Source organism: Pseudonocardia halophobica, from assembly GCF_027922425.1.
Classification (GTDB): domain Bacteria; phylum Actinomycetota; class Actinomycetes; order Mycobacteriales; family Pseudonocardiaceae; genus Pseudonocardia; species Pseudonocardia halophobica.
In genome coordinates, this window is sequence record NZ_BSFQ01000015.1 from 16538 (window position 1) to 35806 (window position 19269).

A 19269-nucleotide genomic window follows, 5' to 3' on the forward strand; every position below is an offset into this window, starting at 1 on the left:
GATTGACCGAAGCCCCCGGCTGCTCGCCCGCCTAGCGTCACCCTCCCCCGAGTGGGAAGGGAGCCGGCCATGACCGACCTCGAGCAGACGACCACCGAGCACGCCGCCCCGGTGGAGGCCTGGGACGCGATCGCGGCGCTGTACGACGAGCACGTGGCACCCGGCGAGGCCGATCTGGCCGCAGTTGGCCTCCACCTCGCCGGGGTCAAGGCAGGGGACAGGTTTCTCGACGTCGCCGCCGGCCCGGGCGGGCTCGGCCTGCCCGCGGCTCGGCTCGGCGCGTCCGTGCTGGCGACCGACTGGTCTCCCCGGATGATCGAGCGCTTCGAGGCCCGAGCGAGGGCCGAGGGACTCGACGCCGAGGGCCGCGTGATGGACTGCCACGCTCTCGCCCTGCCGGACGACAGCTTCGACGTGACCGGTTCACAGTTCGGCGTGATGCTCGTGCCCGACCAGCCGCAGGCCCTGCGGGAGATGGTCCGGGTCACCAGGCCCGGCGGTCGGGTCTTCCTGGTCGCCTACGGGGACCCGGCCGAGTTCGAGGCGCTGCAGTTCTTCCTCGTTGCGGTGCGGGCGGTGGTTCCCGGGTTCGAGGGTCCGGCCGAGGACGAGCCGATCCTCGAGTTCCAGGTCGCGGACCCTCGCGTGATGCGACAGCGGCTGGTCGACGCCGGCCTGACCGACGTCATGGTCGCCACCGACTCGCAGGAGCGGATCGCCGTGCGCTCCGGGGAGGAGCTGTGGGACTGGACGATCGGCGGCAACCCGATCCCGAGCATGATCGTCGCCGACCTCTCCGACGAGCAGCGGGCGGACATCGTCCGGGTCCTGCACGGGATGGTCCGGGAGCGCTCCGGCGGCGACGGCGCGGCCGTGCTGACCGCAGCGCTCACGATCGGGGTCGGCACCATTCCGTCCGGAACAACGGCCTGAGCATTCGAGGGCGACTGCTCCCTGGGCAGTCGTGCTCCCGTTCGGGCAGATCGACACCCGTTCCGCGGAAGAGAAGTGACCGAGAGTGCACAGGCCCTGCGTCGGGGGTGACCAAGGCCTACAGTGCGCCGCATGAGGGCGTCGTGAGCGAGACCGTGGCGGGGACCTCGACCGGCCCGGACGCACTCGGTTCGTCCTCCCCGCGGGTGCTGCTCGTCGAGGACGACGACGGCGACGCCTTCCTCGTGGAAGAGCTGCTGGCCGAGGTCGGCGAGATCCCGGACCTCCTCCGCGTCAGCAGCATCGCCGAGGCCACGGGCCGGCTCGGCCAGGTGGACTGTGTCCTGCTGGACATGAACCTGCCCGACTCCTCCGGGCTGGACGGGCTGGCCCGGTTGCTCGAGGTCGTCGACCATCCCGCCGTCGTCGTGCTCACCGGCGACCTCGACGAGACCCGTGGCCGGGCCGCCGTCGCGGCGGGCGCCGAGGACTACCTGATCAAGGGCAAGGTCAACGGGCGGCTGCTCACGCGGGCGGTGCAGTACGCGGTCGAACGCCGCCGCGCCGACCGGCTCACCCGCCAGCTGCAGGAGGCCCGGGCCCAGGAGCGGGAGAACCGCCGGCTCGGGCGGGGGCTGCTGCCCACCGCGCTGCTGCGCGACCCCGCCCTGACGGTCACCACCCGCTACCAGCCCGGCGAGAAGCGGCTGCTGCTCGGCGGCGACTTCTACGACGCCATCGAGACCGACGACGGCACCGTCCACGTCATCATCGGCGACGTCAGCGGGCACGGCCCCGACGAGGCCGCCATCGGCGTGAGCCTCCGTATCGCCTGGCGCACACTCATCCTCGCCGGCATGCCCGCCGCGCACGTCCTCCCGATCCTGGACCAGGTCCTGGTCACCGAGCGCCACGACACGATCCTCTTCACCACCGTCGCGATGGTCTCCGTGGCGGCCGACCGCAGCCACGTCGACCTCTACCTCGCCGGACACCCGCCACCGCTGCTCATCGACGGGGTCAGGCCCCGCCCCCTGCCCGATCACGCCCTCGGCGTCCCGCTCGGCGTGCGGCTGGGCACGACCTGGCCGTCCATCCGCGTCCCGTTGCCGGCCAACTGGGCGCTGCTGCTCTACACCGACGGGCTCGTGGAGGCCCGCGACGACGACGGGGAGGTGCTCTGGACCGACGGCCTGCTCGACCTCCTCGGAAGCCGGCTCCACACCGCCGGCCCGGCCTGGGACGCCCGACCGGACGACCTGCTCGACGCGCTCCTGGCCGCGGTCGACCGGCGGGCCCCACTGCGCGGCGACGATCTCGCCGTCGCGCTGATCACCCACATCCCGGCCGAGGCGAGGCAGCGAGCGGAGTGGGCGTACGACCCGACCCCCGGGGCCAGCGTCCGCGTCCGCCGCGACCTCCTCTCCTTCCTGAGCGATCGGGGCATTCATCCGGACACGACCGACGACGCCCTGCTGGTCGCCAGCGAACTGGCCAGCAACGCCGTCGACCACGCCCGAACCCGCTTCGGCGTCGCCGCCGCCCTCGACGGGCGCTCACTGCGCCTGGAGGTGACCGACGGCTCCCCCGCCGAGCCGCTGCTGCAGGTCCTCGACGTCCATGCGCCACGGGGACGAGGGCTGCAGATGGTCGACACCCTGGCCACGGAGTGGACCGTCCGTCACCACGAGACCGGCAAGACCGTCGTCGCCGAGATCGCGATCACGACCGAGGCAGTGAGCGACCCCGACACGTGAGGACAGGTCACGATTGTCCACCTGAGCGGGGTCGTTCTGCCGTCCTCTCGGCCATACTCGCGGGGCTGCCACGGTCGTGGCGAGCGGCAGCAGGAGGACGATGACAGGGCAGGGCGAGGGCGGTCGCGTCCGGGACGCGTCGAGCGTCGACGGCTGCGCCGAGCTCTGCGACCCGGAGCGGCTCCGCGCTCTGGAGCACACCGGCCTGACCGCCGAACCCGATGAGCGGCTCGACGGGTTCGCCGCATGGGTGCGCGAGGCTCTCGCCGTTCCCGTCGCGCTCGTCTCGCTGGTCCAGGCCGACGCACAGGTCTTCCCGGGGATGACCGGGCTCCCCGAACCGTGGGCCACCAAGCGCTCCACCCCGCTGAGCCACTCGTTCTGCCAGCACGTCGTGCTGACCACCGAACCCCTCGTCATCACCGACGCCCGCGAGCACCCGCTGGTCCGCGACAACCTCGCGATCCCCGAGCTCGGGGTCGTCGCCTACGCCGGCATGCCCCTCACCGACGCCACCGGGAACGTGCTGGGCTCGCTGTGCGCCATCGACAGCACACCCCGCGACTGGACCGACACCGAGCTGACCAGCCTGCGCCGCATCGCCGCGGCCTGTGCCACCGATCTGCGTCTGCGGCTGGCCACCTACGACGCCGGGCGGGAAGAAGTCCGCCGGGATCGCATCGAGGCCGTGCAGCAGCGCTCGTTCCACCGCTCCCAGACCCTGCTGCTCGCCTCCCAGGCCTTCACCGACACCACCGAAGTCGACGACGTCCTGGCCCGCATCCGCGCGCTGGTCCACACCGAGCTACGCCCCGACTACGTCGGCGCGGTCGTCCTCGACGATCAGCACCGCATCATCCGGCTCGCCGACGACCCGGTCGCCCTCGCCCCCGCCCACACCCCCGACCTCGACGCACACCTCCCGTCCGCCCGGGCCATGCGCGAGGCCGCGATCCTGCACTACCCCGACCGCCAGGCCTTCGACGCCGCCAACCCGCCCGCCGCCGCGGCGATCATGCGCCACCTCGGCCTGCACTCCGTCGTCGCCGTGCCGCTGCCGGGCTCCGACGGACCCCTCGGGTCGATCGTGCTCGGCTGGAAGATCCCGAACGTCGTCGAGGCCGAGGACCTGCTCACCATCGCCACCATCGGCGGCTACGCCAGCCAGGCCCTGGCCCGCGCCCGCCTCCTGCAGCACCGCATCTCCGTGGCACACGCCCTGCAGAACGCCATGCTCACCACCCTGCCCACCGTCGACGGACTGCGGATGGCCGCCCGCTACGCACCCGCCGACTCGCGGGAGCACGTCGGCGGCGACTGGTACGACGCCGCACCCGTCCCCCACCCCACCCACCCCGAGCGGCACGCCCTCGTCGTGTCCGCCGGCGACATCATCGGCCACGCCCTCGACGCCGCGACGGTCATGGGTCAGGCCCGGTCCATGCTGCGCCAGACCGCCTGGGACCACCCCGCCGACCCGCCCTCGGCCCTCCTGCGCGCCTTCGAGACCGCCAACCACGGCCTGCACCTCGGCGCCCGGGGCACCACGGTCCTCGCCCGCCTCACCGAGACCGCCGCCGGTACCTGGACCCTGTCCTGGACCAACGCCGGTCACCCGCCCCCGATCCTGCTGCTCCCCGACGGCACCGCAGACCTGCTCCACGACCACGACGCCCTGTTCGGCTTCACCGCCACCACGGGCGTCTCGCGTACCGATCACCACCGGCACATCCCGTCCGGTAGCACGCTGTTCCTCTACACGGACGGACTCGTCGAACACCGCGGCCACGACATCGACGCCGGCACCGACGCCCTCCTGAGTCTGCTCCGACACCTCCACGACCGCCCCGTGCAGGAGCTCGTCGACCAGGCCGTGGACAGGCTCGCCCCCGACGCGCCCGACGACGTCGTCGCCTTCGCCATCCGCTTCGCGTGACCGACGAAGGGTGCGTCGACAGGAGTGGGGCGGAGCGCGACGGCCCGGCCGTCACAGGTCGACCGGCCGCGCGGCGACCTAGTCCGGGCCTCGTCGCACCCGGCGGCCGTTCAGCCGGCTGAGCACGATGCCGAGCGTGTACTGGTCGTCGAAGTCGATGTCGTCGACCTGGAAGGCGAAGACCGCACCCTTGGATGCGGCTGCGGCCTTCGTCCGGCTGCCGGTGCGGAAGAAGACCTCCTCGCCGGCCAGCGTGTACGTCACGGGGTGCGCGGCGGGCAAGGCGTCCCGACGAGCGGCTCACCGCGAACTCCGGCGGGCGTTACGTGGAGAAGGTCAGCCCCGGCGGCAGCCCGGCACGCCTCGTCGGCGGCGTCGTCTTCTGGGTGATCATGCTGTTCGTGATCTCCGCGGCGATCGCCACGCTGAACATCCCCGCGCTGACGGCGTTCTTCGGGCTCGTGCTGTCCTACCTGCCGCGGGTCATCGCCGCGCTGGTCATCTTCGTGGTCGCGGCCGCCGTGGCCGGCGCCGTCGGCGGGCTCGCGCACCGCACCATGGGCGACACCCCCACCGGCCGGGTCGTCCGCGCCGGCGCCCCGACGCTGGTGATGGCCATCGCCGTCTTCATGATCCTGACCCAGCTCGGCATCGCCCCGGTCATCGTCACCGCCACCTACATCGCACTGATCGGCGCGCTGGCCCTCGCGGCCGCGCTGGCCTTCGGCCTCGGCGGGCGGGACGCGGCCCGAGACATGATCAACAGCGGGTACCGGAAGGCCCAGGAGCAGTCCGAGACCGTCGCCGAGGACCTGCGGACCGCCCGGGAGCGGGGCCGGCAGGACGCCCAGGCCGCCCGTGACTACGCCGAGGACCGGTCCGGCGAGGACGTCCGTACCGGCACCGAGCGCGGCGACCACGCCGTGACCGGCCGGACCGCCGCGCACCCGCAGCCGGGCGGGACGTACGAGAGCGACCAGCCCGGATACCGGACCCGCTGACCGGCGCGAGCCTCCGCACAGCCGGGCTCGCTGCGGGGTCGATCAGCCCGCGGCCCCGGTACAGCTGTCGGGGCGATCAGCGCGGGTCGGGATGGTGCCGGACAGGGCCGACGCGTAGATCCGGTGTGGGCGCCGGGGTGCGCAGGCGAACCCGCACCGGGATGCTGCAGCCGTCGGCGGAGCGGGTCTCGGAGCGGCGCTGATGTTCGGCACTTGCGCGATCAGCGAGCTGAGCGCGCAAGCGCCGATAGGCGGCGAGGACGGCCGCGAGGCGGTCGCGGTCGGGATGCGGCGCATCGGGGTGGCAGTCCCGCACGGCACGTCGGTAGGCGGCCGTGATCTCCGCGGCAGTAGCGTCGGGGTCCAGCCCGAGCACGGTGTACGGGTCGGGGGGCTGTCCGATGTTCATCGCGGTTCGGTGCTCGTTGCCGTCCGGTGTCCGACACGACTGCCGGGTGGTGGGGCCGGGCTGAGCTGACTGATCTCGGTGTAGTACTCGCACGCCGCGGTGTGGGCGGTGTCGAGTGCCTGCCGCAGGCCGGCGAGGTCCCGGCAGGCGCGGGCCAGATGGGGAATGCCCGGCTCGCCGTCGGCGTGGCACACCTGCTCGGCATGTTCGAGGTGGCAGCCGGTGTGCTCGGCCAGCAGCGCGGCCAGGTCGGTCAACTCGCCGGTCAGCTGGGTCAGTTGCCAGCCGAAATCGCGCAGCAGGGCCAACGTAGCGGGCCGGGCCGGGTCAGCGGCGCGGACCACACGTCGAATGCCCCGGACCGCAGCGGACAGCGTGGCCGCGATCGCGGCCGGTTCCCGTCGGCTGCTGCCCAACGTTCTGCCCTCCTCTCGTTCTGCCCGCTCGTCGCCGTGCGTGAAGGTGCACGGGCGTGGCCTCGCCCGGGCGGTCCGTCCGCCCGGGCGGGGTCGAGCCCGGTCGGGCCCGCAGGCCCGTCCGTGCTCAAGCGTTGATCTGCGTGGCCTCGCTCTCGCCGCTGATCGCGATCTTGCGGGGCTTGGCCTGCTCGACGACGGGCACCCGCAGCGTCAGCACACCGGCTTCGTAGCGTGCGGTGATGTTGCCCGCGTCGAGGGTGTCGCCCAGGAACAGCTGGCGGGAGAACACTCCGCGAGGCCGTTCGGACACCTGCATCTCGGCGCCCTCGCCGTGGTCGGGGCTGCGCTCGGCCTTGACCGTGAGCACGTTGCGCTCGACGTGCTCCAGCCCACTGCCTCAGGTTCTCCGAGGAATCGGGCTCCTTGTTCCCGACAGCGTGAAAACGGTGGTTCGCCCAGGTCCGGCCCCGGCCGCAGCTGCCGTGACCGCGGGCCGGACCTGGCATCCGTCGATCACGGTCACCGAACGCACCGGGGACCAGGCGCGTCGACGCCACACCACCTGCCTTCCGTTTCCGCGTTGCGTTCTCTCGCTGCGCTCTTCTGACCGGTGCGTGCTCCTGAGCGCGCACAGCGTCGCGCGGCGGAGGGGAGCGCTGCCGGCTCCCACCCCGCACCGCCCGCACCACCTCCGCTGATCGGGCAGCACCAGTCGTGCGCTCAGAGGCTCGGCGGCCCGCTCGACGCGGCCCTGCGACAGGTCGCGGCCTGAGGGGACGCGGCGGGGGGAAGTACGGAGGAAGGCTCCCGAAGTTCGCGGCCATGATCGCGTCGAACTCGGCGCGCAGCCAGGTCTGATCCGCGTAGACCAGCTCGACGAACTCGCTGGTCACCCGCGCGTGGCTGGTGTTCGGCATGGTCGATTCACTCCCCGGCAGCGTCGTCGTCGACACCAGGTCATGTACCGCGTACTGGGCATATATGTAGCCTCCAGTTGAGGTTCTGTCAAGCTCTGGCTTGAGTTCTCCAAAACGGCTGCTCGGGGCGCTGGCCCGCCGTCACCAGTACGTGCGGCGTGGCCGGCGGGTGGGCGGGACCGTACCTCCGCTCACCGCCAGGACCCGATGCTGAACCCTGCGAAGTGCTCGCCGGCTTCCACTTCCCTGACGCTTCCGCCCGTCGCACCCCGACGGCACCACGAGGCTGACGAATCGGCGCCGTCACGCGATGCCGAGGGCACTCAGATTGTCCTCGGCGGGGTGCGCGGCGCCTGCCGGCCCTGCGGCGAAGGCGGTCAGGAGCCGTGTGGTGATCGTGCCGATCACCGGGGCGCTCGTCCCGCCGCGGCAGGCCGGGTCGAGCCCGCAGATCCAGTACTGGGTCCCCGCGGAGAACACCCCGGCGCCGCTCGGCACCGAGTACCAGGTCGCGTCGGCGAAGTCCGGCCGGCCGCGGCAGGTCACCGGGGAGTGGAACAGCACCTCGATCGGCCGCGGCGTGGGCACCCGCAGGTCGACGCGCTCGTACTCGTTGCCGACGAGGCCGGGCAGCCGCTGCCCGTCCCGCACCAGACCCGAGAGCAGCCAGCTCCCGGCGTCGGCGACGACGAGATCGGCCTGCGCCGGGTTGCACTGGTAGAAGTTGCCGAGCAGCACGCTCTCCGGCCGGGGATGGGGCGGGTCGCGCCACTGCGGCGTCGCCTCGAGCGGGTCGCTGCGGCTCGCCGGGTCCTCCTCGAAGGACTTGTAGTCCACCTCGACCCGGTCCGGTCCGAGGGCGCTGTCCTCGAACCGGATGTGCCGGTAGATCTCGTTGCCGCCGAGGAAGGCGAGGTTCACGCCCCGGTCGCGGGCGGCGGTCGCCGTCGCCCGCATCGCCGTGGACCAGTACTCGTCGTGGCCGAGCGTGATCATGGCCCGGGCGCCGTCGAGCAGGTGGGGATCCGCGTGGAGGTCGACGTCGGTGGCATAGCCGAGCGGGAGCCCGGACCGCTCGGCGAACTCCACGAACGGCAGCTCGAAGATGAGGAAGTCGCCGGCGCCCTGCATGTCCTTCGCTTGGTAGGGCCGGTCGAAGGAGACCGCGCGGGAGCGGTCGGCGAACCGGCCGGTGCCCGCGGCGTACAGGCTGTACCCGCCCCACCGGTTGTAGCCCTGCCACGTCGTCACCGCGTTGACCACGACGAGCCGGCCCGTGTTGTCCGGGGTGGCGAGCGTCAGCGGGACGAACTGCTGGGCGCCGTTGTCGGCGTCGAGCCGGAAGAGGTAGTCGCCCGGCGGCCAGCCGGCGGTGTCGACGGTCAGCGTCGGGTTCCACGGCGCCACCACCGTGTTCCGCGGGGCCTGCACAACCGCGTCGGCCTGGCGTCGGCCTGGCTGCGGCGGCGAGACCCACACCTGCGCGGCCCCGGTGGGCGGGTAGTCGCCCATCCGGAAGGCCGTGACCGTGTACCGGGCGGCCGTCGTCGAGACGAACAGGTGCACGGGGTCGCCGGGGTGGACGGAGGTGCGGTCCGCGAAGCCCTCGACGGCGTGCTCCGGCCCGGGATGGGTGATCCGCCACTCGGCGCCGGGCACGGCGCCGGCGGGCAGGGCGAGCGGCAACGGCACCGGTGCGGGAGGCAGCGCGGACGCGGTCGGGGCCGGGCCGGACCGGGTCCCGGTCACCGAGCAGCCCGCGAGCAGCAGCAGAGCGGCAAGGACAGCGGCGACGGCCCGTCCGACACATCCCGCGCGCACGTTCCCCCCTCACCGGCAGCGACCGCCGACCCGGGCCGCGGGCCGCGTCGGCCGCTCCGCGTGAGGCGGGCCGCAGACGCTACCGGACCGACCACCACGTCGGTACCGAGCTGTGCGATCCCCGCCCGATGCTCACGACCTGCCGCGACAGGGCGCCGTTCGGGCACGGCGCCGACGACACCGGGGCAGACTGGCCGGGTGCGGAGAGGCATGCGCGTCTCGGAGCTCAGTCGTCGCCTCGGGGCGGGTTCGGTGCGTGCGGTCGTGCTGGTCCTGCCCGGCGGAGAGGCCGAGAGCCGGCGGCCGCACCTGTGGTTGGCCGAGGCGTTCCTGTGGCCCCTGGCCGGACGGATCGCCCGGCGGGGGCGCCGGCACGGCCTCGCCGTTCACCTGCTGCGCTACCGCTACCGGGGGTGGAACGGCGAGCGCGCCGACCCGGTCGTCGACGCGTCGTGGGCGCTGGCCGAGGTCCGGCGGCGGTATGGGCCGGTACCCGTCGGCCTCGTCGGTCATTCCCTCGGCGGCCGGGTGGCGGTCCACGTCGCGGGCGATGCGCGGGTGGCCGGTGTCGTCCTCCTCGGCCCGTGGTTGGAGGAGGCGGATCCCGTCGGCCAGCTGAAGGGCCGAGCCGTACTGATCATCCACGGCGCTCGCGACCGGCACACCGATCCTGTGATGTCCTACCGGTTCGCGGTGAACGCGCGACGGGTCGGTGCCCGGATCGCCCGCGTCGAGCTGCCCCGTGCCGGCCATGTGTTGCTGCGGCAGTGGCGGGCGTGGACGGCGCTGACGACGGACTTCGTCGACGCGGCCCTGATCGGTGGCCGGCTCGATCCGGTGATGCTCGGCGCCCTCGAGGCCGTGGGCAGTGGGGGCTTGCGCGTGCACCTGCCACGGCGCCGCGCGCGGGTTCTCCGGCGCCACCGCTGAGGAGCTGGCCGGACGAGCTGTCGGCGTCTACCTCCCGACGGCCGGGTCGGTGGTGCTCCGGCTGGCGCGTCGTGCACTCGGCCACGATCCTGTTCGCATGCCCGGCAGGCCGGCGGGTCGTCGCGCTGCCCAGGTTCCGACGGCGTCATCTCCGCGGCGGTCGTCGTCGGCGCGGCCTTCCGGTGCGGACAGCGCCCAGTGGCGAGCTGCGCTGCGAGCCCGCCGCCGGCGGACTGTGTGCGCAGGGTGGGCCGGGGTGGCCGGGGCCTGTTGCTACTGCTGGTTCCTGCTCGCTCCTCTGGCGGGCGGACGGTTGGACGCGACCCGGGCGTTCGTCAGCGAGCTGGAGGTGCGTGGTTCCCCGGGCAGCGGCTGGTTCCGCGCCGCCGACGTCGCCGCCGGAGTTCTGATCCTCCTCCTGGCCGTGGGCATGTGGGAGTGGCTGCGCCGACCCGGCGGCCGGGGGACGGCGGGCCCCGTACTCGTGGGCACGGTCGGGGCGGCGTCGATCGTGGACGGTGTCAGTCCGATGGCCTGTGCTCCTTCCGTGGACCCGGTCTGCGCGCGGATCGAACAGTCGAGGTCGCTGCTGGGCCAGTTCACGGACATGCACACCGTGTCCGGCGTCGTCGGGATGATCGCGGCGGCCGCGGCGATGGTCCTTGTCGGGCGCGGGGCCGAGCGCGTGCTGTCCCGACGATGGTCGTGGTGGTTCGGCGTGGCCTGCTGCGCGGCGGTGCTGCTGCTCGGGAGCGCGCTCAGCGCGTTGGCCCTGTCCGGTGGCCCCGGCATCCGCACCGTGGAGCAGGCCCAGCTCCTGGTCGTTGCCGGCTGGCTCGCGGCGGTGTCCGCGATGCTGATCCGGCAGCCTGCCGACACGGCCAGGTATGCGTAGGTTCGCCGGTCCCGGCGCGCGCACACTCGCGGTATGGCGGTGAACGTTCGGTTCGAGGACGGTCCAGTACGCGGCCAGGTCGTCCGGTACGGCTACATGTCCATCCCGCTCCCGAGCCTGTTCTGGACGGACTCGACCTCCGGTCGCGGAGCCGTCTACAAACGCGTCGAGGAGCTCCCCGACGTCACCGGGGCCTGGCTCTACCGGGAGGCCGTGTACCGGGCCGGGTGAGCTGCCGAGCCGTGTGCCCGGTCTCGTCCACTTCGGATGAGGACAACGCGGGCCGTCCCGGCGGATCGTGCTGCGGAGTAGCCGACACCTCGGCCGATTCCGGCAGCCGCTCCGCAGCGAAGGAGACGTGGGATGGCCCAGCCCGGTCCGGGCGACACCGTTGCGGAGGCGCCCACCGGCATGCCGCGAGGCCTCGTGGTCGTGCTGGCCGTGACCGGGCTCCTCGTCAGCACCCTGGCCCTGCAGCAGTTCCGGTCCATCCTGGCCCCGGTGCTGCTGGCCCTGGTCCTGGTGATCGGCGTCCACCCGCTGACCGGCATCCTGACCCGGCGAGGCGTCCCCCGGTGGCTCGCCGCCACGATCACCCTCGTCGTGCTGCTGGCCATCATCGTCGGCCTCGCGGCCGCCCTCGCCCTGTCGGTGGCCCGGCTCGGCACCCTGCTCCCGCTCTACCAGGACCGCTTCGTCGCGCTCCTGAACGACCTCCGCGCGTGGTTCGCCGGACTCGGCATAGGACCGGAGCAGTTCCAGCAGGCGTTGTCCCAGATCTCGTTCGGCCGGGTCGCCGGCCTGGTGACCTCGCTGCTGGCCGGACTGGCCGGCACGTTCACCAACCTGCTCTTCCTCATCTTCGTCGTGCTGTTCATGGGCATCGACGCGGTGTCCTTCTCGCGCAGGCTCGAGCAGGTCGGGGGAGAGCGCACCGCCGTCGCCACCGCCCTGGGCGGATTCGCCCACGGGACCCGCAGCTACCTGCTCGTCTCGACGGTGTTCGGCCTGATCGTCGCGGTGGTCGACGCCGTGTTCCTCTGGATCGTCGGCGTGCCGCTGGCCCTGCTGTGGGGCCTGCTCGCCTTCGTCACCAACTACATCCCCAACATCGGCTTCATCATCGGCCTCGTCCCGCCCGCTCTCCTCGGGCTCCTCGAGGGCGGCCCACGGCTGATGCTCACCGTGATCGTGGCCTACTGCGTCATCAACTTCGTCATCCAGTCGCTGATCCAGCCCAAGTTCGTCAGCGACGCGGTGAACCTCTCGCTGACCCTCACGTTCCTGTCGCTGGTGTTCTGGACCTTCGTGATCGGCCCGCTCGGCGCTGTGCTCGCCATTCCGCTCACGCTGCTCGCCAAGGCACTCCTGCTCGACGTCGATCCCCGGACCCGGTGGATGTCCGCCTTCCTGTCCGGTGGCCGGCTCGAACCGGAGGAGGAACCAGGGAACGGCGCTGCACCCTCGACGACCGCCCTGTCCCCCGGCGACGGAGCACCCGATCCTCACCGTCACATCGACGAACCGCGGTCTCCGGCGTCCTGATCGCGAACGTCCTGTTCCTGCCGTCCTCCCCCGGTGGTCGACGCTGATCATCGCGCTCGACATCGCCGTGGTCCGGGCGCCCCCTCCGTCCACCGACCGGAGGACACACACGGCTGAGGCGTCGCCGCTCAGGCCGAGGCCTCCTCGGCCACCGTCACGCAGCACCGCTCGGGGGCCGGGTCCAGCCGGGCCTGCATCCCCGGACACCCGAACTCCTCGAGGAAGGCGGCGATCAAGCTCAGGTTCATCCCGCACACCAGGGCGGTGTGCTCGCGGGCGAGCGCGTGGAAGGGGCAGTTCCCGAGTACCGTCACGATCCCGTCCTGCCGCGGCTCGTACCCGTACCGGCCGAGGGCGGCGGCGACGTCACCGGACGTCGGTGTGGCGGGACCCCATCGTTGCCGAGCCTCTGCGCCCAGGCGGTGACCGGTCGCCGTCGCGGCGCTCCGGACGGCGTCGAGTACGGGCGTCGCGTCCCGGGCGGCCGCATCGACGCCCTCGGCCAGGATCTGCCCCGCCAGGTCGTACTGCCGCTGCGGGAGCGTGACCGCGACCTGCCGCGCCGAGCGCCGGTAGAGCTTGGTGGGGCGCCCCGCGCCGGGTCCTCGGCGGCCCGACAGCCGGCGGAACTCCGTGTCGAGGAGCCCCTCCTCGACGAGCTTGTCGAGGTGGAACTTGGCGGTGTGCCGGGCGAGTCCGACGCCCTCCGCGGCCCCGTCCCGGCTCACCGGCTCCGGCTGCGCCACCACGTACAGGTACAACGCCCGGCGTGCGGGTTCGGCGAGCGCGCTCACGCCGCTGACCTGAGAGACGAAGTCCTCCACCGGGCAACCCCTTCTAACGGACACAGTCATTGACTTAACAGTGTCGTGCTTCTAACGTCCACGATAGCGTCCTTTAGATCTCGGGAGGGGTCATGGCCACTCAGCACGTCCCGTCCACTCGCGGCTCGCTGGTCTCGGTGCCGGCCGCCCGGCAGGCCTTCTGGTTGCTGCGCACCGGGTTCACCGTGGCGCCGATCCTCTTCGGGCTGGACAAGTTCGTCGGGCTGCTCACCGACTGGGACCGCTACCTCGCCCCGCAGATCGACGGCCTGCTCCCCGGCACCGCGCACCAGGCGATGCTCGCGGTGGGGGTGGTGGAGATCCTCGCCGGCATCCTGGTCGCCGTACTCCCGCGCGTCGGCGGGTACGTGGTCGCGATCTGGCTCGCCGGGATCATCGTGAATCTGCTGCTGGCGGGCGACTACTTCGACATCGCCCTGCGTGACTTCGGGCTGCTCGTGGGCGCGCTGGCCCTGGCCCGCCTGGCTGCCGCGTTCGACCGGCCCGCACCCTGGGCGCGTCGGCGATGAGCGGCCCGCGCACCGTCGTGGTCGTCGGCGCCGGGCTGGCCGGCGCGAGGGCGGCCGAGGCCCTGCGCGACGGCGGCTTCGACGGTCGGATCACGCTCATCGGCGCCGAACCGCACCGGCCCTACGAACGGCCGCCGCTGTCCAAGGACTACCTGCAGGGTCGCGCCGACCGCACCTCGCTCGACGTGCGACCGGCCCAGTGGTACCTCGACAACCACGTCGAGCTGCAGCTCGACACCCTCGTGACCAAGATCCACCGCCACGCGCACGAGCTCGAGACCGCCGGCGGGACCAGGTTGCCCTACGACACGCTGCTGCTCACCACCGGCGCGCGACCGCGCCGGCTCCCGGTACCCGGGGCCCGGCTCCCCGGTGTGCAGTACCTGCGCACCGTCGACGACAGCCGACAGCTGCGCTCCGCGCTCACCCCCGGGTCCCGCGTCGTGATCATCGGGGGCGGCTGGATCGGGCTCGAGACCGCCGCGGCCGCCCGTGCTGCCGGCGCCGAGGTGACCGTTCTCGAACACGCGGCCCGACCCCTGCTGTCCGTCCTCGGGCCGGACCTGGCAGGGGTTTTCGCGGACCTGCACACCGAGCACGGTGTGCAGCTGAGGTGCGAGGTCACCGTCACCGCCATCCGTCCGGCCGAGGGAACGCCGGCGCGGGCGGGCGGGGTCGTCCTCGCCGACGGGACCGAGATCGACGCCGACCTCGTCGTGGTCGGGATCGGGGTCGAGCCGGAGGTCGAGCTCGCCCGGTCCTGCGGCCTCGACGTCGACGACGGGATCCTGGTCGACGCCCACCTGGTCTCCTCCGACCGCGACATCCTCGCCGCAGGAGACGTCGCCGACGCCTTCCACCCGCTGCTGGGCCGGCGGATACGGGTCGAGCACTGGGCGAATGCGCTGCACCAACCCGTCGTCGCCGCGCGGACGATCCTCGGCGAGGACGCCGCCTACGACCGGCTGCCGTACTTCTTCACCGACCAGTACGACCTCGGCATGGAGTACACCGGCTGGGTCGACCCGGAGCAGGACCACGACGTCGTCGTCCGGGGTGACCTCGCACGACGCGAGTTCGTCGCCTTCTGGGTCCGGCAGGGCCGCCTCGCCGCGGCCATGAACGTCAACGTCTGGGACGTCACCGAGACCCTCGGTGGTCTGATCCGTGAAGGCTCTCCGGTCGACCCCGCGGCGCTCGCCGATCCCGCGGTGCCCCTCGACCAGGTGGTCCGTGGACGAAGCGCGAGCCGCAGCCCCGGAGTCACCGCGTGATCCCGGTGTGGCCGAGCGAGTAGCGCCCGGGCTGGGGCCACACGCAGAGCCCGTGCGGGCCGTCGCCGACCGCGATCTTCCGGATCAGGCTGCCGTCGGTCGTGGAGAGCACGTAGACGGCCCGGTCGTAGCGGCCGGAGAGCCACAGCTGCGCGCCGTCGGCGGACACGTTGCCCATGTCCGGGCTGCTGCCGCCCGGGATCCTCCACTTCGTGAGCGGCGCGCCGGTGTAGGCGTCGAGCACGCTGACCGAGCCCTCGTGCCGGTTGGTGACGAACAGCCGGGTCGCGTCCCGCGACAGGTACAGCCCGTGCGCCCCGTGCCCGGTCGGGATCTCCCGGACGACGTGGGTGGCGGCCCCGTCGAGCACCCAGACCCCGTTCTGGTCGGAGTCGGCGATGTAGAACACCGAGCCGTCCGGGGCCAGCTTGATGTCCTGCGGGCCCATGTGCCGGTTGCGCGTCGGCATGTCGATCGTCCGCAGCAGGGTGCGGCGCGCGACGTCGACCACGGCCACACGCCCGGCGAACTCGCAGGTGAACACGGCGGTCCGGCCGTCCGGGGTGAAGTCCGCGTGGTCGATGCCGGCGCAGTCGGGGGTCGGCAGGTCGCCCTGCTGGACCCAGGTGTGCGGGTCGTAGAACACCAGCCGCTTCTGCGCCTCGGCGACGGAGATCGCCGATGTGCCGTCCGGGGTGAAGTACATGTTGTAGGGGTCCTGCACCGGGATCGCCGCGCCCGGCTTCCCGGTCACCGGGTCGAAGGGCACGACCTTGTTCGTGGTGTCGTCCGTGGCGTACAGGGTGCGCATGTCCCACGAGGGCACCACGTGCTGCAGCTCCCCGCCCAGCCGGTAGGTACCGACCGTGGCGAAGGTGGCCGGGTCGATCACCCGGACCTCGCCGGACTTGGTGTGCGGCACGTAGACCAGCGGTTTCGCGGCCTTCGCGGCGTCGGAGAGCATGTTCGCGCCGGCGTCGGCGTACACGTCGTGCGCGTCGGGCACCGGCGGCATCCCCGGCAGCCCGTCCGTCGCCGCCACCGGCGCCGGGGTCGCGGGCGCGGTCGGGGGCGCGGTCGCCGTCCCGCCGCTCCCGCTGCACCCGCCGAGCACGACCGTCGCCGCCAGCACCGCCGCCGTCGCGATGCGCCGACGAACGTTCACCCGGACCACCCCCACCTCAGCCGAACAGTCGTGTCGCCGTGACCGGGGTGAGCCCCCGGCCGGCGAGGTCGTCGAGGAGTCCCGGCAGGGCGGCCAGGGTCCCCGGGTGCCCCAGGTGCAGGCTGACGACGCTGCCGGCGGTCGCGGCCGCGACGTTGCGGCGGATCGCCGCGGACCCCGGATCGGTGAAGTCCCGGGAGTCCACGTCGTAGGACAGCACCGTCGGATAACCCGCCGCCGCGGCCAGGGCCCGCACCGCGGGCGTGGCGTGCTGGGCCTGCGACGGTCGGAAGAACGCGCCCGGGCCGCCGGTCGACGCGGCGATCCGGTCGCGGCAGCGCTCGATCTCGACCCGGGCGTCGCGCTCGCCCATCGCGTCGATGTCGCGATGCGACCAGGTGTGGTTGCCCAGCTCGTGCCCCAGGTCGGTGACCATCCCTGCGGCGTCCGGGTACTGCTGCAGCCAAGTCCCCACCGCCAGCACGGTGACCGCGGCGCCGCGGTCGTGCAGGGTGCCCAGCACCCGCCGCGCGAGGTCGGGATCGCCGGCGCCGTGGAAGGTCAGGGCGACCTCGGGCCGTCCGCTCGTGGCCCGGTCGACCTCGCCGGTCGGTGGGCGTGCCGCCGACGTCGCGGGGGCGGCCGTCGTCGTCGGAGCGGCGGGGGCCGACGGCCGGACCCCGCTCTGCGGCGCCGCGCACGCCGCGGCCAGGGGCAGGACCATCGCGGCCCGCAGGACGGCCCGCCGGCTGGTCCCGAGCCCGTCGCCCCGATCCACCTCGCCAGCCCCCGGACCGCCCACGGCAGCACGACGGTCCGGCACATCGTGGGGCTCGCTCTGCACAGCCGCGACCGTAGGCGGCGCCGTGCGAGCACCCGGTGAACCGCCGCGGACGACACTCCCTTTCGTCCCTTCGCGTGCGGTTTTCCCAAGCCGGACGCGAGCAGCAGGGCCGGCTCGACCGTCGAGGTCCGCACACGGCCCCGGACCGGTGGGTCCGAGACTTTCCTCAGAATGCGGACCGGAACATGACGAGCCACGAAACAAGGGTGACGAGCACGATCACGGCGAGCACCCGCAGGAACACGACGGTCACCGCCGACATCTCCGACGTACTCGACCCTCTGTTGGCGATGAGCACCGTGGCGATCAGCAGCACCGCACTGCCCCCGCACACCAACCCTACGACGTTGACCATGTCCGCCGCCGCGGCCCACGAGGAAGAAGACCCAGGCCAGTCCGGTTGTCGACCATGCCTGACCGTCGCGCGGCGGCCACGCGCGTTATCGATCGCCGGGCGGATCCACCTCTTTGGACGAATGCACCACCGGGACAGGCCACTGAGCACAACCGACCGACCCGATCGCCTTGCCGCCCGCGCGCCCGCGGCGCTAGCGTCGCCGAGCTCTCCTGTGGTCGCCCCTGGCGCCGATGCCCCCGACGACGAGTGGAGTACGCCTGCGTTGTCCGACGACGAACCGACCGGCTCCCTCGACTCCTCCGGCGAGCCTCCCGCGGCGCGGGAGCGGGCACGGACCGAGGTCCGACCACTGACGCTCGAGCAGGTCACGACCCTGATCGAGGCCCCCGAGCGGTTCCCGCAGCGCTACGGCCTGTCCGTGGCCGACGGCTACCTGGCCTTCCCGGAGGCGCTGGCGTTCACCCGGGAGGGACTCGCGGCCGGCGCCGCGCCCGAGTGGTCCAGCCACCTGATCGTCGACCCGGACGCCGCCGAGGTGGTGGGGCTCGGCGGGTACACCGGCCCGCCGGCCGACGGCGTCGTCGAGATCGGGTACAGCGTGGCCCCCGGTCACCGCGGCCGCGGACACGCCACCGCGGCCGCGCGCGCCTGGATCGCGACGGCCCGTGCCCACGGGGCGGTCCGGATGATCGCCCACACCCTCGCCGAGGAGGGACCCTCGACCGCGGTCCTGCGCCGGTGCGGCTTCACCCGGGTCGCGCAGGTGGAGGACCCGGAGGAGGGGCCCGTCTGGCGGTGGGAGCTCCCGCTCGCCGTCGACGATCGCTGATCACCGGCCGCCGACGTGTGTGGCGGGGGCTTCGGGGCGGGCGCTCAGACGGTGCGGGTCGTCGCGGAGGCGAAGCCCAGCCACGTGTGGCGGTTGTTCCACCAGCACCACCCCACCTTGGGTGCGTCCCGCCGCTCCTTCCCGTCCCGGCCGGTCCCGTTGGAGATCCACACGGCAGGGGTGCGGGCGTCGAACCTCCCGCCGGGCTTGCGCAGGCGGGACCCGATGGTCATGAAGCAGACGTTGCGCTGCAGCACCTCCGGATCCTGCAGCACCCATTGCACGCCCTCGGTGAGCAGGAGCGGGGTCCGGCCGGTGCCGGCGAACTCGGTCGCGGCCTCCTCCGGGCTCCAATTCGCCAGGTGGTCGCCGCGATCCAGGCCCTCCACCAGGTAGACCGGCGCGTCCGGGACCTCGACGGTCGGGGCGAAGTCGTCCACGTCCGTCATGTCGGCGACCACGAACCCCTCCTTGACGCCGCGCCGCAGCAGGGGCGTGACCGCGGAGGGTGTCGCGCCCGCGACGACCAGCAGGCCGGGTCGGTCCGGCAGGGCCTTCGCGGCGACCCGGAGCTCTTCGGGGGTGAGCGGCGCGGTGGCGTCGAGGGAGACGAGTCGGTCGACCTGGTCGCGCAGGGACGGCAGCACAGGACCTCCACGGTTCGGCAACGGCACGAGCGGAACGCCTGTCCGGTCCGTCCTGTTCCCCGCCGGAGGTGGAGAGGGCACCCCGGCCGGACGCAGAGCCGATCAGGTTAACCGACGTATGCCCTGTCTGGCCCAGGCCGACCGCGCAGCGTGACGAACATGGCCGTCGTGGATCACGGAAGTGTTACCAGTGGGATTTGCGGGGGTAGGCCCGACATTCGTCTCCCCGCAAGGC

The 19269-nt window shown here is 73.0% G+C and carries 20 protein-coding genes and 1 pseudogene; 11 read left to right on the top strand and 10 right to left on the bottom strand.

Annotated features, from left to right (window positions below; all coding sequences use genetic code 11):
- The first annotated feature begins 69 nt into the window (after positions 1-69).
- The 3 genes from PKE99_RS18395 to PKE99_RS18405 all read left to right on the top strand — a co-directional run bounded on the left by PKE99_RS18395 (position 70) and on the right by PKE99_RS18405 (position 4626).
- Positions 70-933, top strand: a complete 864-nt coding sequence (locus tag PKE99_RS18395) for a class I SAM-dependent methyltransferase (protein WP_051737655.1) — start codon at positions 70-72, stop codon at positions 931-933.
- A 143-nt stretch (positions 934-1076) separates the two neighbouring features.
- Entirely contained in the window at positions 1077-2690 is a 1614-nt protein-coding gene (locus tag PKE99_RS18400; protein ID WP_197040697.1) for an ATP-binding SpoIIE family protein phosphatase, read from the top strand.
- A 100-nt stretch (positions 2691-2790) separates the two neighbouring features.
- Positions 2791-4626 carry a SpoIIE family protein phosphatase gene (locus PKE99_RS18405; RefSeq protein WP_081924268.1) on the top strand — a complete coding sequence of 612 codons (1836 nt, stop codon included), beginning with the start codon at positions 2791-2793 and terminating at the stop codon, positions 4624-4626.
- Positions 4627-4704: 78 nt separating this feature from the next.
- Here the strand turns inward: PKE99_RS18405 and PKE99_RS18410 are convergent, their stop codons facing one another.
- Positions 4705-4890 (bottom strand): hypothetical protein, encoded by a 186-nt coding sequence (locus PKE99_RS18410; RefSeq protein WP_037047652.1) that lies wholly within the window; start codon positions 4888-4890, stop codon positions 4705-4707.
- A gap of 62 nt (positions 4891-4952) precedes the next feature.
- Between PKE99_RS18410 and PKE99_RS18415 the strand changes: the two genes are divergently transcribed.
- Complete coding sequence (locus tag PKE99_RS18415; RefSeq protein WP_197040698.1) at positions 4953-5627, top strand: mechanosensitive ion channel family protein; 675 nt, start codon at positions 4953-4955, stop codon at positions 5625-5627.
- A gap of 76 nt (positions 5628-5703) precedes the next feature.
- Here PKE99_RS18415 and PKE99_RS18420 read toward each other — a convergent pair whose 3' ends face one another.
- From PKE99_RS18420 to PKE99_RS18435, 4 genes and pseudogenes are all read right to left on the bottom strand, one after another.
- Positions 5704-6036: a J domain-containing protein gene (locus PKE99_RS18420; protein WP_037047654.1), complete on the bottom strand. Its 333-nt coding sequence runs from the start codon at positions 6034-6036 to the stop codon at positions 5704-5706.
- Complete coding sequence (locus PKE99_RS18425) at positions 6033-6452, bottom strand: hypothetical protein (protein WP_156067700.1); 420 nt, start codon at positions 6450-6452, stop codon at positions 6033-6035. The genes PKE99_RS18420 and PKE99_RS18425 overlap by 4 nt, the downstream gene beginning before the upstream one ends.
- Positions 6453-6579: 127 nt before the next feature.
- Positions 6580-6834: pseudogene (locus PKE99_RS18430) on the bottom strand (Hsp20/alpha crystallin family protein); the annotation flags it as partial.
- Between the two features lie 841 nt (positions 6835-7675).
- Complete coding sequence (locus PKE99_RS18435) at positions 7676-9193, bottom strand: N,N-dimethylformamidase beta subunit family domain-containing protein (protein ID WP_037047658.1); 1518 nt, start codon at positions 9191-9193, stop codon at positions 7676-7678.
- 210 nt (positions 9194-9403) lie between these two features.
- Here PKE99_RS18435 and PKE99_RS18440 point away from each other — a divergent pair, with 210 nt between their 5' ends.
- The 4 genes from PKE99_RS18440 (at position 9404) to PKE99_RS18455 (ending at position 12563) form a co-directional block, all read left to right on the top strand.
- The gene (locus PKE99_RS18440) at positions 9404-10123 is read left to right on the top strand and encodes an alpha/beta hydrolase (RefSeq protein ID WP_051737656.1); all 720 of its coding nucleotides are present in this window, start codon (positions 9404-9406) and stop codon (positions 10121-10123) included.
- 256 nt (positions 10124-10379) lie between these two features.
- Complete coding sequence (locus PKE99_RS18445) at positions 10380-11018, top strand: DUF998 domain-containing protein (RefSeq protein ID WP_051737657.1); 639 nt, start codon at positions 10380-10382, stop codon at positions 11016-11018.
- Between the two features lie 33 nt (positions 11019-11051).
- A complete protein-coding gene (locus PKE99_RS18450) occupies positions 11052-11249 on the top strand; it encodes a hypothetical protein (protein ID WP_037047660.1) in 198 nt (65 codons plus the stop codon).
- Positions 11250-11381: 132 nt separating this feature from the next.
- Entirely contained in the window at positions 11382-12563 is a 1182-nt protein-coding gene (locus tag PKE99_RS18455) for an AI-2E family transporter (RefSeq protein ID WP_197040699.1), read from the top strand.
- A gap of 128 nt (positions 12564-12691) precedes the next feature.
- Here the strand turns inward: PKE99_RS18455 and PKE99_RS18460 are convergent, their stop codons facing one another.
- Entirely contained in the window at positions 12692-13357 is a 666-nt protein-coding gene (locus PKE99_RS18460; protein WP_231498269.1) for a helix-turn-helix transcriptional regulator, read from the bottom strand.
- A gap of 122 nt (positions 13358-13479) precedes the next feature.
- Here PKE99_RS18460 and PKE99_RS18465 point away from each other — a divergent pair, with 122 nt between their 5' ends.
- Complete coding sequence (locus PKE99_RS18465) at positions 13480-13917, top strand: hypothetical protein (protein ID WP_037047664.1); 438 nt, start codon at positions 13480-13482, stop codon at positions 13915-13917.
- Positions 13914-15191 carry an NAD(P)/FAD-dependent oxidoreductase gene (locus PKE99_RS18470; protein WP_051737658.1) on the top strand — a complete coding sequence of 426 codons (1278 nt, stop codon included), beginning with the start codon at positions 13914-13916 and terminating at the stop codon, positions 15189-15191. Before PKE99_RS18465 ends, PKE99_RS18470 begins: the two co-directional genes overlap by 4 nt.
- On the opposite strand, the gene PKE99_RS18475 is transcribed toward PKE99_RS18470, so the two are convergent.
- From PKE99_RS18475 to PKE99_RS18485, 3 genes are all read right to left on the bottom strand, one after another.
- The gene (locus PKE99_RS18475; RefSeq protein ID WP_271214895.1) at positions 15181-16356 is read right to left on the bottom strand and encodes a YncE family protein; all 1176 of its coding nucleotides are present in this window, start codon (positions 16354-16356) and stop codon (positions 15181-15183) included. The genes PKE99_RS18470 and PKE99_RS18475 overlap by 11 nt on opposite strands.
- 16 nt (positions 16357-16372) lie before the next feature.
- The gene (locus PKE99_RS18480) at positions 16373-17134 is read right to left on the bottom strand and encodes a polysaccharide deacetylase family protein (protein WP_231498270.1); all 762 of its coding nucleotides are present in this window, start codon (positions 17132-17134) and stop codon (positions 16373-16375) included.
- Positions 17135-17366: 232 nt separating this feature from the next.
- Positions 17367-17555 (bottom strand): hypothetical protein, encoded by a 189-nt coding sequence (locus PKE99_RS18485; RefSeq protein WP_037047667.1) that lies wholly within the window; start codon positions 17553-17555, stop codon positions 17367-17369.
- Positions 17556-17820: 265 nt separating this feature from the next.
- On the opposite strand from PKE99_RS18485, the gene PKE99_RS18490 reads away from it, so the two are divergent.
- Entirely contained in the window at positions 17821-18387 is a 567-nt protein-coding gene (locus tag PKE99_RS18490; RefSeq protein WP_051737659.1) for a GNAT family N-acetyltransferase, read from the top strand.
- A gap of 44 nt (positions 18388-18431) precedes the next feature.
- On the opposite strand, the gene PKE99_RS18495 is transcribed toward PKE99_RS18490, so the two are convergent.
- A complete protein-coding gene (locus PKE99_RS18495) occupies positions 18432-19034 on the bottom strand; it encodes a DUF5701 family protein (protein WP_231498271.1) in 603 nt (200 codons plus the stop codon).
- Positions 19035-19269 lie beyond the last annotated feature (235 nt).

What these genes read in the sequence shown, in the direction of transcription:
- PKE99_RS18395 (WP_051737655.1), top strand. Translation starts at nt 70, where the DNA reads ATGACCGACCTCGAGCAGACGACCACCGAGCACGCCGCCCCGGTGGAG.
- PKE99_RS18405 (WP_081924268.1), top strand. Translation starts at nt 2,791, where the DNA reads ATGACAGGGCAGGGCGAGGGCGGTCGCGTCCGGGACGCGTCGAGCGTC.
- PKE99_RS18420 (WP_037047654.1), bottom strand. Translation starts at nt 6,036, where the DNA reads ATGAACATCGGACAGCCCCCCGACCCGTACACCGTGCTCGGGCTGGAC.
- PKE99_RS18440 (WP_051737656.1), top strand. Translation starts at nt 9,404, where the DNA reads ATGCGCGTCTCGGAGCTCAGTCGTCGCCTCGGGGCGGGTTCGGTGCGT.
- PKE99_RS18450 (WP_037047660.1), top strand. Translation starts at nt 11,052, where the DNA reads ATGGCGGTGAACGTTCGGTTCGAGGACGGTCCAGTACGCGGCCAGGTC.
- PKE99_RS18455 (WP_197040699.1), top strand. Translation starts at nt 11,382, where the DNA reads ATGGCCCAGCCCGGTCCGGGCGACACCGTTGCGGAGGCGCCCACCGGC.
- PKE99_RS18465 (WP_037047664.1), top strand. Translation starts at nt 13,480, where the DNA reads ATGGCCACTCAGCACGTCCCGTCCACTCGCGGCTCGCTGGTCTCGGTG.
- PKE99_RS18470 (WP_051737658.1), top strand. Translation starts at nt 13,914, where the DNA reads ATGAGCGGCCCGCGCACCGTCGTGGTCGTCGGCGCCGGGCTGGCCGGC.
- PKE99_RS18485 (WP_037047667.1), bottom strand. Translation starts at nt 17,555, where the DNA reads ATGGTCAACGTCGTAGGGTTGGTGTGCGGGGGCAGTGCGGTGCTGCTG.